The 17,459-nt window shown below is 49.4% G+C and carries 8 protein-coding genes; all 8 read right to left on the bottom strand.

What is annotated here, in order from left to right; genetic code table 11:
- Positions 1-2 precede the first annotated feature (2 nt).
- The 8 genes from BMW65_RS17370 to BMW65_RS17405 all read right to left on the bottom strand — a co-directional run bounded on the left by BMW65_RS17370 (position 3) and on the right by BMW65_RS17405 (position 17,423).
- Positions 3-1,523: a S10 family peptidase gene (locus BMW65_RS17370; RefSeq protein ID WP_090607273.1), complete on the bottom strand. Its 1,521-nt coding sequence runs from the start codon at positions 1,521-1,523 to the stop codon at positions 3-5.
- A 27-nt stretch (positions 1,524-1,550) separates the two neighbouring features.
- Positions 1,551-2,939, bottom strand: a complete 1,389-nt coding sequence (locus tag BMW65_RS17375) for a RagB/SusD family nutrient uptake outer membrane protein (RefSeq protein ID WP_143053914.1) — start codon at positions 2,937-2,939, stop codon at positions 1,551-1,553.
- 12 nt (positions 2,940-2,951) lie between these two features.
- Positions 2,952-6,359, bottom strand: a complete 3,408-nt coding sequence (locus tag BMW65_RS17380; RefSeq protein WP_218145447.1) for a TonB-dependent receptor — start codon at positions 6,357-6,359, stop codon at positions 2,952-2,954.
- A 148-nt stretch (positions 6,360-6,507) separates the two neighbouring features.
- Positions 6,508-7,683, bottom strand: a complete 1,176-nt coding sequence (locus BMW65_RS17385) for a FecR family protein (protein ID WP_090607276.1) — start codon at positions 7,681-7,683, stop codon at positions 6,508-6,510.
- 320 nt (positions 7,684-8,003) lie between these two features.
- A complete protein-coding gene (locus BMW65_RS17390; RefSeq protein WP_143053915.1) occupies positions 8,004-10,895 on the bottom strand; it encodes a tetratricopeptide repeat protein in 2,892 nt (963 codons plus the stop codon).
- A gap of 9 nt (positions 10,896-10,904) precedes the next feature.
- Positions 10,905-12,383 carry a S10 family peptidase gene (locus BMW65_RS17395; protein WP_090607279.1) on the bottom strand — a complete coding sequence of 493 codons (1,479 nt, stop codon included), beginning with the start codon at positions 12,381-12,383 and terminating at the stop codon, positions 10,905-10,907.
- Positions 12,384-12,476: 93 nt separating this feature from the next.
- A complete protein-coding gene (locus BMW65_RS17400; protein ID WP_090607280.1) occupies positions 12,477-14,003 on the bottom strand; it encodes a SusD/RagB family nutrient-binding outer membrane lipoprotein in 1,527 nt (508 codons plus the stop codon).
- Between the two features lie 30 nt (positions 14,004-14,033).
- A complete protein-coding gene (locus BMW65_RS17405) occupies positions 14,034-17,423 on the bottom strand; it encodes a SusC/RagA family TonB-linked outer membrane protein (RefSeq protein ID WP_177181188.1) in 3,390 nt (1,129 codons plus the stop codon).
- Between the last annotated feature and the right edge of the window lie 36 nt (positions 17,424-17,459).

The raw sequence follows: 17,459 nt of genomic DNA on the forward strand, positions 1-17,459 counted from the left end.
TATTACGGTGCAACGGTGTATTGAGCCGGAACACCCTCCTTAGGTATGCTCAATTTAATAAACTCCCGCAGGTCTTCATTCGAAGTGGCCAAATCTTCATACCGTAAGTACATCATGTGGCCGCTCCGATAGCCTTTCCAATGCATCCGATCTTTTAATTTGCCGCTGGGATCAAGATTCCACATGTTGTATTGTGCATTGAAGTAATCACAAGCTCCATCATAATATCCCGATTGCACCAATAGATGCATGAATGGGTTCATCGCCATGGCTTGCCTTAAGTCTTCACCTGCCGTTTCAGTTTGCGCCCCATCACGTGGCCAAGGCCGGGTATGTCCAGCTACATAATATTCCAAATCCGTATGGTATTTCAAATAATTGGTATAATAGTAGTTGTTCGCGGGCGTAAAGATGTGTTGCCAGGTCGTGTTCTCGGGTGAGTAATCCGGTTGTCCGCCCGCCGCCATCCGGTCGATACCCAAGTAGCGCGAGTCAAGACGGCCTACCGTATATCCCTCCTTGCGCAGCAGCTCCTTCCAGAAAAACTGCGTCGGCACGGCCAAGTTGTGGTCCAGGATGGACTGAGCAGAAATACCCAGGTATCGGGCCATGCGATCGGCGATGGATTTTCGCTCGCTTGCATCGATAAACCCACCTTTTGATATGGCAGGAATCAGCTCGTTGATGGTAAACGACTCCACCTCAGGAAGCACATCCGTTAGGTCCTTTTGTTGCAAATCTGCTGGCAACTTTTTATGATACCAAGCCACTGCCGCATAGTAAGGTACCATATTGGCATGAGCCACCGGGCCATCCCGCCGGATCCCCAATCCAGTCGGCGATACCAGCACCACACCATTGATATACATCCAGTGCCTATTTTGCAATTCCAAGGATAATCCCGATACCCGCGTGGTTCCATAGCTTTCACCCACCAAATATTTGGGCGAAATCCACCGGTTATTACGCGTTACAAACGTCGTTATCCACCTGGCCAGGTATGCCACATCGTTTTTTACGCCGAAGAACTCTTCCTCCGAAATTCCTTCCAGGGGCCTTGAGTATCCGGTATTTACCGGCTCGATGTATACAATATCGGCGACGTCCAGCAGCGAATGCGGGTTATCTTCGATACCATAAGGCTGGATGGGGTACCCTTCTTTATCGATCTTTATCCGGTGCGGGCCGGTATAGCCCAATCGCATCCATAGCGCCCCTGCCCCGGGGCCGCCATTGAATGAAAAAACCAACGGCCTTGTTTCACGATTGGGTACGTCCGTGCGGGTGTAGTAGGTATAGAAGACGGCCGCCCGCGCCTTCCCCTTTTCGTCCCACACAGGTTGCATGCCCGTTGTTGCACTGAATTTAACGGATGCTCCTTTGATGACGACCTCGTGTTGCGTGGTTACTGACGAATCCGGATTGAAGCGGATATCCTGCGCCGCTGCTTCCAGGGGCACCAGCAACACACAGATGAATAATGCACGAATGAATGACAATGAATAATTGGTTATTCTTTCCATAATGAAAAATATATATTAAAAAATGAACTACTGATAAGCTTCGTTTTGGGCAATGTTCGGATTTGCGGTTCGCTCTACAGACGGAATAGGCAATACTTGCCTTCCCGGATCGGTCAATGAATAGCTGGGCTGGCTCCCTGTTGTCCGGACAATATTGGTAAAGACACTCAGCCCCAGCCCCCTCCTGATCACATCGAACCAGCGTTGCCCCTCTCCGACAAATTCAAGCCTGCGTTCATCGAGGATTGCGGCCAATACCGCTTCTTGTCCTCCACCCCCGATAGATTCCACGCCAGCCCGCGTCCGCACGGCATTCAAATCAGCCAAGGCTCCCTCCAGGTCATTTTGCTCCGCCCTCGCTTCTGCCCTTATCAAGTACTGCTCCGCCAGCCTCAGCAATTGGAAGTTGCTTCCGTTTTGCGGATCGCTCCACTTCGTCACGTAATAGGTCTGGTTCACCGGATGCTGTGCAAGAAATTGGGATCTTACATCATCCTCATCCGCGATGACAATTTGGTAAGTAGCGCTATGGAGGGAAGTACCACCGCGGCCGCCAAGCGAAGACGGGAAATACCACCCGCGCAATCCCATCCCATCCGTATTGTTAAATTGCAGTTCAAACAGGCTCTCTTCAGAATTCTCCGTTGTAAATATGCTGGCAAAAGGAACATCCAGCGGCCTTCCCGCAATCGCGTCCGAGGCATACTGTTCGGCCAAATCCCATTGCTGGTTATACAGGTAATACCTGGCCAACAATGCCCGGGCAGCAGGTTTGGTCGCTTTGGCCTTGGATAGTACATTGGACGATCTGCTCTCCGGCAGCAGTTGCAATGCCTGCAGCAAATCCGCCTCGGCCTGAGCATAGGTTTCGCTTAAGGTGCTCCGCGGCCTAAGGTCTTCATCCGTCACACCGGATGAAGGCGTGAGCACAATCACTGCCCCCAACTGGCCGTATACATTCGGGTACCCCCCAAAAAGACGGGCAAGGTCAAAATAAGCCAGCCCCCTTACCCAGTACGCTTGTCCGATCATGTCATCTTTTGTCGCCTGGCTAATATCCATGCTGGGGACATTAGCAATGATGTTGTTGGCAACGTCTATACAGCGGTAAAACGACGTATATAAATCTTCCACCTCAGAATTGTCCACGCTCCAGTTGAATTGGTCAGCCGCGATTAGCGCATCCCACGAATCCGTCTGCTGTGACATGTCCGAAGCCACATCGCTAATGACCTGCACACGCCACATATAGGGTGTCTGCAAATTGTTATACATCCCGTTAATAACGCCCTCGGCACTATTAAGGCTTGAAAAGGCCTGATTGCTGGATATTTGCGAAACCGGCTCCAAATCCAGCAAGCTGTCGCATCCAGACAAGGTGAATAGCCCCACACATATAATTACTAAATTTCTCATGTTCAGCAAGTTTTAGAATGTTAAATTAAGTCCGCCCATCCACAAACGGGGTTGCGGCATCACACCCTGGTCGATGCCTATCGTAAGCGCCGAACCACCAACGGAAACTTCCGGATCCAGCCCACTGTACCTGGTAAACGTCAGCAGATTCTGCCCGGAAATGTAAAACCGCACCTGGCTTGCACCTATCTTTCTTGAAAGGTTTGCAGGCAATGCATACCCCAAACTGACATTTTTGAGCCGCAAGTAGGACGCATCCTCAACGTGCCGCGAAGGCCGGTAATTGGTGTTGTAATTCACGCTGGCCATCCTCGGGATATCTGTAATGTCCCCCGGGTTTTGCCACCTGTCCAGTTGTTGTGCCATGAAACCATACGTCTGCTCGCCACCATGCTCCATAAAATACCGGTTGTAGTTAAACACATAATTACCATAACTAAACTGCAAGAAGGTCGTCAGGTCAAAGTTCTTGTACCTGAAATTATTGGAAAGCCCACCCTGAAAATCCGGCCAGGCATTCCTGCTGGAAATAAAGCGATCCCGATTGACATTGAATGTGCTCTCACCATCTCGGGTACGCCAGATGACATTTCCGGTTTGCGGGTCCACGCCCAACTGCTCGTGCACATAAAACGAATAAAGGGGATAACCTTCTTCAATCCGGACGTAATCTCTCGTAAACTGATTGAAGGGAGAGGCCAGCCGCTTGACGAGGTTTCTATTCCGTGAGATATTCAAGCCGATATCCCAGCCAAAATCCTCTTTTGCAAAGACTGCCGCATTGATACCAAATTCGATACCCTTGTTTTCGATTTCACCATAGTTTTGCATCATCGAGCTGTATCCGGTAGAACGGGGAATGGGCACTTCCAACAAAAGATCCTCCGTTTGTTTGTCATAATAATCAACTGACACATTGAGCTTCCCTTTGAAGAAGGCGAGGTCGACACCAATGTCCAATTGCGTGGTCGTCTCCCATTTCAGGTCGGGATTAGCCAATTGAACGGGGCTAAGCCCTGCATAATCGCCATATGATGCAGCACCTCCAGATCCGGGCGTTGCTCCACCACCACCCCGGTAGCCACCTTGCTGCCCACCCCACAATCCCAGCGATGCATAGTTGTCGATACCGCTCTGGTTTCCAGTGACACCGTAGCTCACGCGCCATTTCCATAGCGAAATCACAGAGAGGGGCTCCATAAACGCCTCGTCAGACATGATCCAGCCCACCGATGCCGACGGGAAAAGCCCCCATCGGTTGTTGGCACCAAAGCGTGAAGAGCCGTCATACCTTAAGTTGGCACTGAGCAAGTATTTTTGGTTGTAATCATAATTTACACGGCCAAAAACCGAAGCGATGGCCCATTCATTCTCATCCCCACTTGAGTTGCGGGTTGCTGCAGAAGACACTTTCCGGAAGCTATCGCTGGGGAAACCCTGCCCGGTAGCTGACGTAAACGCATTACGGTTTTTTTGGAAAGTCGTTCCTGCCAAGACATCAAGGTTATGCGCATTCTGCAGGGAGATTTTATACGTAAGTAAATTCTCATTGATCCAGTTAAAGTCATTCACCGCGCTGCTACTAGCCGATCCGCCCACCCCTGCACCGGCGACCATCTTGGTATTTGAGTAGTTATCTTCATTGACATAACTGTTGTCCAGGCTCCAGGTTGTTCTAAATACCAAGCCTTTGATAATCGTCCAGTCGGCAAAGAAGTTCCCGATAATCCGGGTGTTGTCCATGAGGTAGTCCGTTTCGTTTACGATAGCAAGCGGGCTCTCCCACAACGGTTTGTTATACGAACCATCTTCGTTATAAGCCGGTAGATTTGTCGGGTAAAAAAATGCATTTGCCAAAGCTGAGCTCGTGCTGTTACCGTTTTGGATCCGGTTTCTACGGCTATTGGAATAGAATATACTTGTCCCAAACTTTAAGTTGTCAGACGCCGAGAAATCCAGGTTTGTTCTAAACGATCGCCGTTTGAAGTTGACAAGCTTCATGATGCCATCCTGATCAAAGTTATTGGCCGATACCATATACCGGATACGATCATTGCCCCCGGCAATCGATGCGTCGATATTATATACCGACCCACGCTGCATGATGTAATCGATCCAATTGGTATTTACGGCGTTGGCGGGGTTAGCATACGGCGGTGCAAAGGCATTGCCGGATCCATCCAATGCATCAATGCTACCATAACGGTCTATCCAGTTATTGCCGGCTGCCTCATTTTTCAATAATTCATAGGTAGGTCCGTCCACGCGCAATTCATTCGGATCTCGCCATGCTTTCGACGTGCCAACATACGTAGAAATTGACACCGTTGGTTTTCCAGCAGCCCCTCTTTTTGTGGTTATCAAGACCACCCCATTGGCGGCCCTTGCCCCATAAATCGCGGTAGCTGCCGCATCCTTCAGCACCTCCATTGATTCAATATCTGCGGGGTTGATATCAGCCAGTGGGTTGGTAGGTTGCCCAAAACTGCTCCTTGCCAAGTTCTCGGACACGATAGGCACACCATCAATGACGTATAAAGGTTCTGAACTTGCATTGATAGACGTGCTCCCCCTTACCCGTACGATAATACCGCCGCCCGGCTCGCCCGAATTGGCGGTCACCTGCACGCCGGGCGCCCTGCCCTGGAGCATTTGATCCGGGCTTGGCATCGGCAAATCTTTTAGCGTTTCCCCGTCTACACGGGTGATAGCACCCGTAACTGTCCGTTTGCTTTGCTCGCCGTAGCCTACGACGATCACTTCGTCCAATTGAGACGCATCCTCCTGTAGCTGGATGTCATACGGTCCCTCATTCGTGGTCGTTACCTCTTTTGACAGGTAGCCGATGTACGATATTTGAATGACGGCGTTTTTGGGTACCCTCAGCGCAAAGTTTCCAGAGCCATCTGTTTTCGTGCCGATATTGGGCTGGTTCTTGACCGTGACGGTAGCGCCAGTAAGGCCAGCCCCCGTAGCGTCTTTGACCGTGCCCGAAATGGCCACCTCTTCCTGCTTGCTAACCTCCTTTTTAAGGTTCGCAAATTGCATTTTAGGAGGTGTCACGATGATCGTTTCCGAAATAATTTTGTAAGCCATGCCTTGTTTATGGATTACATGGTCAAGCACATGCTGTATTTCCGCGTTCTTTACATAAATACTCACCAAATCCGACAGTTGGATGACCTCATCGCTGTACAAAAAGCGATAGTCCGTTTGTTTAGTTATTTCGCGAAAAACTTGTTCGAGGTTTGCATTCTTCAAGGAGAGTGTCACTTTTTGTGCTCTCCCTTCAGCATACGCTCCCGTTACAAATGCAATTAGCAAATAAAACGTGATCTTCACGGCGAGTAGGAATTTAGTGGGCGCAACATGCCAACATTTGCTGGTAGGCATATCATTGCCAATTAAAAAGTATTTCATACTTTTGCCTAATTAAGGGGTTAAATGATAGATTAATTTGACACAGTTTAGCGTTTAGCCTTCGCCGGGAGTGCTGCCAACACTCCCGCTTTTTCTTTTTACGAGGCTCTTTAGTTCGACGTTGGTGTTGTTTTCATCTTGTTGGTTTTTACGTTATCAATGGATTAGTTAAAAATCGTACGGAGACCTGCTGGCCACTCACTTCAAAGGTAGCACCGCTTGCATAAGACAGCATATCAAGCACTTCCGATAAATTGGACGAACGTTGGATATTTCCGTTGAACCTTTCTGTCGGTGGTTCGTCTTCAAAGTTTACCGAAATGTCATACCACCTGGACAATTGCGCCATGATCTCCTTGATGTCATCGCTTTTAAAGTAAAAATCACCGTTTTTCCAGGCGATGGCTTTCTCAATGTTAGCCGGCTGCAGTGTGATGTCATGCCCTACCTGCGCCTCCTCTCCCGGTTTCAGCGATTGCACCTTCCCTTTGTTGGATATCGTGATAGCTCCTTCCAATAACGTGGCAGCTACCTGTGCGTATGCGTTGATGTTAAAATGCGTCCCCAATACGTGCACCTGTGCGCCACCTACCTCTACCAAGAATGGCTTGGTGGCATCAGGGGCAACTTCAAAATACGCCTCGCCTTTCAATTGTACAGTCCGCTCCTTATGGCCGAAATGCACGGGAAATGTCAATTCCGACATGGCATTCAACCATACTTTAGTGCCGTCAGACAAGGTAAGGTGATAAGTACCTGCCTTCGGAATCAACAAGGTATTGTAAATCAGATCCCCATTGTCCATGGCCTTGGCCGCATAAGTCAACGAACCCTCGCTTCCGACAATTTCGGTACCATCTTGTTCTTGCAGCTTATCCGCATACGCCCGTAGATCCACGGTCCGGCCATCGGATAAAATCAATTGCGCTTTATTACCTCCCGGCTTCACGTCATTGTAAAAGATATTGCCCACTTCAGTCCGGTTCGGTTTGGCGACCGTATCCTGCGGCCGTGAAAACCATATCCACAAGACGATCGTGATGGTCGCTGCATACCCGACGTAGCGCATGGCGTGCATTATGCGTTTCCATCTCAGCCCATGGCTTTGCCTACGCATTTTGGACCACGCAACCTCCGCGTCTATTCCCCTGATGAAATCAATATCCTGTTGTACTTGCTCCATATTCCGGAATGACTCCAGCAGCCGCCGGTTGTCTTCATGCTCCTCCAACCAGTGTTGTAATATTACCTGGCCCTCTTCCGAAAGTTGATTCCGTAGGTATTTGCTGATCAATTCGGCGATATGGTATTGATTTGGCCTCATTCCTTTCCTGTGGTATCTTTAGGTAAGCTGTCTGTCACGACATTAATACCAGTTAGTTACTATAAAGAAACGAAACGCACGAATTGGGGTGACAAGAAAGCTATTTTTTATTCACAAGAAAAAAAAATAGCAACCAACGCAAAAAATCCGGGGTTTAATCAACGTTTTCCCAGCTCGAATTTGATATTGGCTTTAATTGGGTAGCCAAATATTGGAATAGTAATTGTATTTTCCAAATTATAGAAAGATACATTCCAAATAAATGCCCTCATGCAGCCAAAGCCGGTCTGCTGCTACCGTGCTTTGGCCGACATGGAGCATTATTTTTTTGCCACGAGCGCTTTTAGGCCTTCGAAAGTCTCTTCTAAGCGGTCGATTTTTGCATCATCACCCTGGTACAAGTTTTTCAACAAATAATAAGCCTGTACTTGGTAGCGGTTGTCCTGAATAGCCTGCTCGAATAAGGAAGTAGCCTGTTTGAGGTCACCCCTCTGCGCAGCCAATAGTGCTGCGGACAATGCATGCGAAGACCGGTAAAAGCGGTCTCCATCTTGGGGAAGTTTATGGAACAATTCTTCCGCCTCCTGCCCCTTACCTCCTTTAGTCAGCAGGCGCACCAAGCGTTGATTATGTAATTCATCCAATCGGTCGGGATCTATCCCATTCGCCAGCAATTTTCCGATATACATTTGCAAGGAATCGGCTTTATCAGCTTGCATCGCGTAAGCTTCTGCTACCCGCAAGTCAAAATCCGGACGACCGCTTGCAGATGCCTCAAGAATCCGTTGCGCCTCCAATAATGTCGCCACGGCTTCGCCATACCGCCCATTCGCCATCAATGCATCCGCATAATCTCCCCTCAAATTATAATTCTGCGGCCTTTTAGCGACCAACGACGCCAATTCCGCCAACGGGCCCGAAATCCCCAGCCGGGCGCGTTCCGTCGCGGCATATGCCCGCGCATCGTCCTTACGATCCCTCAAATACGTAGAGACCTCCGCACCGATGACGACATAATGGTCCGCTGCCTGGATAGCCTCTGCAATTAATCCATTCCGATGATAAAATGTGCGCAGTTGGATGGCATTCTGCGCTTTTATCTGGAAGTCATCCTCCATATCCACCGCTTGGCCATAAAGCGTAGCCTGTTCGCGTATTGCGGCGTCACTATCGCCCATTTCCTCGCCCACAATTTCGGCTTTCACCACATAAGCGGGCGCATATTTACTGTCCAGTTCCACGACCTTCTGCACATAGTTTTTAGCACCAGCAAAGTCATCTGCCGACAATTTCAGGCGCGCATAAGCAAGCAGCGCAGGCAAGTAGTGGTTGTCATACGTCAGCGCGGTATCCAGGTAGCGCTGGGCCAAAGCCGCATCCGCCCGCTGGGCCCGGTTGCTCAGGTTCAAATACACCTGTGCCCAGTTCGATGCCATGGCACTTTTGTCGCCTTTGAGGTACGCCGTTTCTTTTGATGTGAGTTCCTCAAGAAAACGATACATTTCCGGATCTTTCGTGATAAGATCATGGTGCGTATTCATGGACTTGAAATCCAGTGGGTGCACCTTCACGTGTTCGAAGTAGGCCGGGTACGTCTGGGCCAGGTATTCCGATTCATTATTCTGCGAATAGTAATCCAGTGTCAATCCCTTCGCCATCGCATTGAAATATAAGGCCCGGATCCGCCGATTCTGCTCATCAGTGAGCACGCGGCCATGGAACAAGTGAACATATTCATGCAATATCACATTCCGTTCGCCGTATGCTCCCCGTTCTACATATCCGATGTCTGCGGCTCCGCTGCCTACACCGCGGATATCCATCCATTGCCTATTGTCAAAAGTCGTATTGAACCTGAAATGCGGCGATTTCATCGCAATCGCCAGATCGATATGCAAAGGCGGGATCACAAAGGCATTGTTTTGTTTCGTTAGAAACGGAAAGTAGACCACTGAACTGTACAACTGGTTCCAGGCCATGCCTTTGGCTATCTCACCCGGGTAATACGTCACATCGGGAAATACTTTCGCAAAATTATCCCAGTCGTTGATGGCTGTATTTTTTAGCTGCGTGGTGATGGAATCATACGAAGCCAAGTACGGAATCCGCTTTGATTTGATCACCGCGGAGAGCCCATTGTGAGCCGGGCCATAATGCCTTTTTTTGGCCAATATTTCCAAAAATAATGCCTGCGCAGTATCCAGCCGGGTCTTCCTATCCGGATGGTCGAAATCACTGTAATAGATAGAAGCCCGGTGCATGGCAGGCAGTACCGAGCTTTTATATTCCTTTTCTACCTCCCGGGTCACCGCCAACGCCTGTTCGATTTTGCCTTCCCGCACCAATTGATCGGCCGCTTCCAGTCGCGATCGTATCGCTTTCTCATCCTTATCCACATAGTCGGCAAAGGTCAGGTTCGTATGGCCATTCCCCCAGTGCCAGTGCGTCTGGAAATGCAACGGATTGATGGCCAAGGCTACTTCCCATTGGCCCGCCATATCATCCAGTTGCGTAGCGTCTATCCTCCGCCATATGGCATAGCCGTAGCTAAATCGGGCATTTGCCTCCAGCGGATTAAGCTCCAGACATTTGATGATTGGCGCTTCAGCGAGTGCCGGTCGTTGGTCCCAGAAATACACATCGCCCTCCAGCAAATAAGCAGCGGCCGAATGGGGATTCAGCCGTTGCATTTCCTTTGCCAGCGCAAGTGCTTCCTCGTATTTCTTTTGCAATAGCAACGATCTGCCTAGCACCGCCTTGAGCCGTTCATCTCCGGGATGGAAGGATAGTACTTTCTTGCACAGCGCTTCAGCTTCCGGCAACCTCCACGCCTCGATAAGCAACGTCGCAGCCATACGCGCCACCAAGGGCGATTGTTGCACCGCAGCCTTCAACGGTTCCAATTCGGCCGCAGCCTTATCGAATTCATTATTCAGCCACCAATATTCAGCGCGCAAAACCGCTTTCCCGGCTTCATCAACTTCACTGCTAGCTTGAATATGGGACAGTACCTCATCCCATAGTCCCACTTGGAGCATTTCATCCAAGATGTCATAGGAATCACGCATTCCCTGCTTAAGCTGCGACCTGAGTTCGTCGCGATGCGCTTCCAGGTACTTCAAAGCAGCATCGGTATCATTGACCAAGTCCTGGCAAACACCGCGTGAAAGGGCCGCACATACCAAAAAGCAGCATATCAATATTTTTCTCATAGCATATTGCTAATACTTGGCAGGCTGACCTTTAGCCGGCGTTGAGTTCTTGATAAATACCCGGAGATCTTCATTAGCCGTTTCCAAATCCTGTTTCCGCAAGTACATCATGTGGCCACTGCGGTATCCTTTGAAGCTCGTCCTGTCCAGCAATCGTCCAGAAGGATCCATCTGCCACAGGTTATATTTGGCATTGAAGTAATCACATGCACCATCATAATATCCCGATTGCACCATCACGTGCAGGTATGGATTTTGTGCCATGGCCTGGCGCAAGTTTAATCCCGTGTTGTCATTGCTTCTATCCCATGGATGCACCGGGCCAAACATGTTGTATTTGACGTCCGTATTGTATTTCAGGTGATTCTTGTAGTAATAATTGATGGCCGGTGTGAATGAGTGCAACCAAGAAGTCAATTCGGCAGCATAGTCCGGGCGTTCGCCACCTTCTTTAAAGTCGATACCCAAATACCGCGAATCCAGCCGCCCAACATTGTACCCCCGACCCCGCAATAATTCCTTCCAGAAGAATGAGGTCGTGATATCAAAATTATGCTGTAGAATCACGGTCTTGGCTATACCGGAATAGCGGGACATTTTTTCCGCAATTTGTTCGCGTTCCTGCTGGGGCAAGCTTCCACCTTTGGCGATTGCCGGAATCAGCTCATTCATTGTAAATTGCTCCACCTCGGGCAGCACGTCAGTCAAGTCCTTTTGTTGCAGGTCTGCCGGTAATGCTTTATGGAACCATGCCGCCGCGGCATAATAAGGCCAACGAAGGGCTTTCTCCAACGCTGCACCCCTATCGATGCCCAAGTCGGTCGGCGAAACGAGCACTACACCATTCAGGTACATCCACTGCGAATTTTGCAGTTCCAATGCCAAGCCGGATACCCGCGTTGTCCCATAGCTTTCGCCAATAAGGTACTTGGGCGATGGCCATCTGTTCTTTCTTGTGACAAACGTATTCAGCCATTCTGCCAAGTACTTAATATCCGCATTCGTGCCAAAAAACTGCTTCCGATCAGCGTCTTTATCCAAGATGCGGGAATATCCGGTATTGACCGGATCCACGAAGACGATGTCTGCCACATCCAGTATGGAATATGGGTTTTCTTTAATACCATAAGGCTGCACGGGATAGCCTTCGTCATCGATGTTTAGCAGCCGGGGGCCGGTATACGCAATATGCATCCATACAGAACCCGATCCCGGTCCGCCATTGAAGGAAATAACCAATGGCCGCGTATCCCTGTCCTTTACGTCGCTCCGTTCGTAGTAGGTGTAATGCACTGCGGCGATAGGTTTACCCTCGGCATCCCACACAGGCTGGGTTCCGGTTGTTGCCGTATAGCCAAAGCGCTGCCCCTTGATCGTCACTTCGTGCGTAGTCACCACCGTTGAGTCAGCCAACGGAATCCGCTGAGCTTTTAGATCTACGGCATGCAGCACCGACAGCAATAACATCATTAACATTGTCCTTCTCATAATAGTCTATTGATTTAAAAAGCGATTAGCAAAATAAAAATTATCGCATCCCTGCGATGCAGGGATGCGTTTGAATGTATTAGCAATCCTTAATTATTGCCTCGTATCCCAAAATGCCCGCTCAAGCAACGACGAACGTTGCGTCATGTGCGGGTTATTGTTGATTTCGGATTGTGCATAAGGCAATAGCCGCGGCACTTCATCATAGATTGCCGCCGGTTGTTGGTGTGGCACCAAGCTCGGGTATCCCGTCCTGCGGTAATCCGTCCATGGTTCTACCAACACCGCATAGTTTGCCACATACTTTTCGTTGATGATTTGCTCCAACCGTTGCTCATTGGTACCGCTGAGCGTACCATGGGCAGCCAAATAGCCGTCGATTTCTGCCTGCTCCATCCCGGCTTCCAGCATGGATGCCCGGACACCCTCCGCAAAAAACGCATTGGCATCACCAGGTGCACTATATAACAGCGCAGCCTCGGCTCGAATGAAGTTATATTCAGCATACGTCAGCAGCCGGGCAGGGCCATCCCCACCATACGTGATTGCACCATCCTGCAAACTGCCATTGGGGTTTATCCGCGCCGGATCAACCGGCGAAGCGTTTCCGTAAACGTACGAATGGATGCGTGAATAGGCCGAAGACGGCTCGTTGTCCAAGAAACTGGCTCCCCGATAGGTAGCTGGGCTTGAATTATACGGGAATGGCACGAAATACGCGCGCCTACGCGGATCATCGTTGCTGTTCATCAAATCCACCAGGAACCTATTCGGATAAAATTGGTTCCTGAACTGGCCATTTTCCATGCTGTACAACGGGTTTTGGCGCTGTGATTCTGCCAGAAAAGGCATTTTGAAACTGTCATCATTGCTTTCCATGAATTGCGCACCGCTGTTGACCAACGCGGAAATCTGCTGGGAAGCAAATGCAGCATCCTTCGCGCTGTAATGCAAAAATATCCGCAGTTTTAAGGTATTGCCGAATTTCTCCCATTTTTCCTGGGCCGAAGGCCAGTCATTGCTCGCATAGATGGTCGAGTATTGATTGGGCGACAAGGTGGAAGTAGGGGCATTGATGTTGGCAATACCGTCATCAATCAACCGGATCAGGTCGGCATATATCGCTTCATCGTCGTCCACTTCAGGATACAAATTCTCTGAATGTTTCGCGGCATTGAAATAAGGGACATCTCCCCAGGAATCCACCACAATTTGATAGATATACGCTTTCAGCAACTTAGCTACGCCGGCATAATGTGGGTTACCGGACTCCTCAGCCTTGTCAATCAGCAATTGCGCATCGCTCAATGCCGTCCCGAATATCCGTACCCACTGGCCGTTTACATCGGAGTCATTGATGTTATACCGTTCGTATTCCCGGAAGGTACCGAAGCCGGTATTCGGACCATGGCCGCTGAATTGTTGGGCCAAAAGTGACGCATAACGGAATAAATCACTTGCGCCCATATAACCCACATTGACGGTCACCGAAGGCAACAACTGGGTGATCTGCACATCGGTCACATTATTGGGGTCATCATTTACATCAAGAAACTTCTCGCATGACCCGAAAAGCACAACACTTGTCGTCAGTAAAATATAAAATAGCTTCTTTTTCATCTCTTTTAACTTTAATCTTTGGTCTCCAATTTAGAGCGTTAAACGAATACTACCACCGATGGTACGAGCTGTGGGTTGGATACCAAACTCCAATCCCCGTGCATTGCTAATCCCCAGCAGGTTTTGCTCAGGATCAAGGTGCGGATAATTCGGTGCATACATGAATAAGTTGCGCCCATAAACCGACAGGTTAACCGCTTTGATGACCTTTTGGTTGCCCAAGAGCCGTACCGGCAATCGGTAAGACAGGTTGGCCTCACGAAGCTTCACGAATGTAGCATCCAATACGTAGCCTTCCCAAGCCACGTATTTGCCCTGCAAGCCATAGTATTGTTGCGCCGTGACGGGGATATTATTCGGTGTACCGTCTTCCAGCACGCCTTCAAAGATATACGGGGTACTGGGTGTGCCATCGGCATTAAACCTCGGGTGTTCAGCAGTTTCCGCTGCAACGCCATTGATCTGCAAATCGCCAATCGTCCGCGACAGTTGGTCGCCCTTATATTTGAAGTCAAACAAGAAGGAGAAGGTAAAGTCTTTAAACGTAAGCGTGTTGTTCCAGCCCAGCACGAATTTCGGATTGGGGTTTCCTACCCGTTGCACCGCCGATGTTGGCCGGGGCAATCCATTGGCGCCGATGATCATTTGCCCGTCATTGTTCCGTTGATAGGCATTAGACCAGATTTGGCCGTATTCCTCCCCGGAAACTAAGCGAATATTCGGTGACGTAAATCCACCGAGGGAAATGTTATCTACGCCGGGAGCCAGCTCTTCGACGATGGATTTGAAGGTGGTAAAGTTAAATGAGGCATCCCAGTTGAAATTTTCCTTTTTAATTGGCACCACCCTTAGCAGCAGTTCAAGACCCTTTGTGGACAATTTACCCGCATTGGTCGTTACGCTGGTGAAACCCGATGAAGAAGGAACCGGTACGGAAAAAATCAGATTCCGGGTATCACGCCTATACACAGACCCATCCAAAAACACCCGCCCGCTGAACAGGGAAACTTCCGTTCCCAATTCAATTTCACGGGTAAACTCCGGTTGCAACTGCGGGTTGCCCGCACCATTATTTAGCGTATAGCCCGCTAAGCCATTAAACGGGAAATTGACAGCGGTAGATCCCAAGCCATCGCCTGCACTAGCCCTGCCGTAATAGGTGTTGGTATCATAAGGTCCCGTACCTTTACCCACTTCACCGATGTTTGCCCGGATTTTGAGTGACGACAACACATCCGATTTCAGTGAAGGAAATGCTTCGGTAGGCACCCAGCTTATCGCCAGCGCGGGATAAAAAATTGACCGATTGCCGGGCGCTAATGTCGAGGAAAAATCATTCCGCGCCTTGACGTTTACCGAAAGGAAGTTTTTGTAGTCTACTACCAGATCCGCAAAGACGCCAACAGCACGTTGTTCCGTAATGGATCCGGATGGATTGAAAGTCAAAAAGTTTCGTTGGTTAGCAAAACCAGGTAATACAATCCCCAATCCTACAGCCGATACACTGCTACTGTAATTGGCGATGATCTCATTTCCCACTGTGGCCAAAACGTTAATGTCTTCGCCGATTTTCCGATTGCCGGTCACCGTAAAGTATGAATTGATATTTCTAACAGTGCTCGATTGATCGGACAAACCTCCAGCTCCGGCTGAGTTGGTATTCGCATTGCTTCGCACGCCCATGTCGTCGAAACCCTTTGACGCACTATTGAACACATCCGCGCCCACTTTCAAGTCAGCTTGCAACCAATCCAAGATGTCATACTTCAGATTTACGTTGCCATAGAACCGATTGACCTCTCTCCGATTCGTGATGTGATTTATGGACCAATAGGGATGATCTTCTGCGGCATACCACAATTGGTTGCCTTCTTCATCCTCATAGGGTAGGTTCGTTAAATCGTAGCTCCGTGGGGCATAGATGCCCCGCCATAGCGGATTAGCGCCTTGGTTACCGGATTGTGTCCGGTCTGATGAGTTATTTGTATACGAAAATGAGGTGCCGATTTTTAGTTTGTCCGAAACCTGCGTACCTACATTAACGGACAAGTTATTCCGTGTCAGCTCGTTATTGGGCACCAAGCCAGTCTCTTTGGTATAGCCATACGAAATGCGATAATCGTATCTATCGGTCGCCCCTGAAAAACTGAGGTCGTTTTGGGACGAGATCGAATTTTGCAGGATGTCCCGAATATTATCGGGATACGCACGCAGCACTTCGTCTTCACCAAACCAGTTCCGGACGGTTTGTCCTTCTATCCTTGGCCCCCACGATCCGGCCACGTTGTTGATGTAGTTGCCGTTACTGCCCTGCGCATACTCGTTTTGGAAATCGGGGAAACGGCTCACCGTACCCACCGCCGTGTTTGTTCCCACATTCACTTGGTTGCGTGTACCCTGCTTTCCTTTTTTCGTCGTAATCAGAATGACCCCCGAAGCGGCCCGTGAGCCATACAGCACCGTTGCTGCTGCACCCTTAAGCACGCTGATGTTTTCGATATCCTGCGGATTGATATCCGATATCCGGCTGGAGTTAACAACGCCCGTGTTCACCGAATTGCCTCCGCCTGAATTATCCAAAGGTATACCATCCACCACATATAGCGGTTGGTTGCTTCCTGTAAATGTGGAAAAACCACGAATCGTTACGTTAGAGCCTGCGAAGCCACCACCAGCGCCACTGACCTGTACACCAGCGACTTTTCCAGACAAGGCATTGGTGACGTCGGTCGTTGGCGATTTAGCCAATTCTTCGCTCTTCATCTCACTGACTCCGTAGCCCAGTGTCTTCCTATCGCGTTGGATACCGAATGACGTAACCACCACTTCTTCAAGCTCTGAAAACGATTCATCCAACACCACCGTAATCGACCGGTTATTCGTGACGGTCACTTCTTTCGCTTCATAACCGATAAACGACACGACCAGCACCGAGTTTACGGGTACGGTCAAGGTAAAACGGCCTGCCGCATCGGTATTAGTACCCCGGCCGGCAACGCCCTTTACGTTTACAGATGCTTGCGTCAGCACGTTGCCCTGTTTATCCATCACCACTCCACTGACGGTCACGTCATCCTGCACCGGTTCCGTCGTTGCTTCAGCAGGGACGTTCTTCCTTATTGCTTTCTTATTTTCGGCCACCATGATGGTACCCGACATCATTTTGTATTGAAGCAGCCATTGGTCGGAAATCTTGTCCAATGCATCATTCAAGGTTGCATCCTTGACATCAATGTCCATGGAAGCGGATTTATCGATTGTATCGTCGCTATACAAAAATCGATAATTGGTTTGCTTCGCTATTTCAGCAAAAACACGATCCACTTTGACATTTTTCATGGAGAGCGTGATTTTTTGGGCCCTGCCTTCGGCGTGGACACCAATCACCATTACCAGCATCATAAAAAAGATCATTTTCATGATTAGCAGTGTTTTTTTTAAGATTGAACCAGCGGA

The sequence above is a fragment of the Parapedobacter koreensis genome (genome assembly GCF_900109365.1).
In the GTDB taxonomy this organism is placed as follows: domain Bacteria; phylum Bacteroidota; class Bacteroidia; order Sphingobacteriales; family Sphingobacteriaceae; genus Parapedobacter; species Parapedobacter koreensis.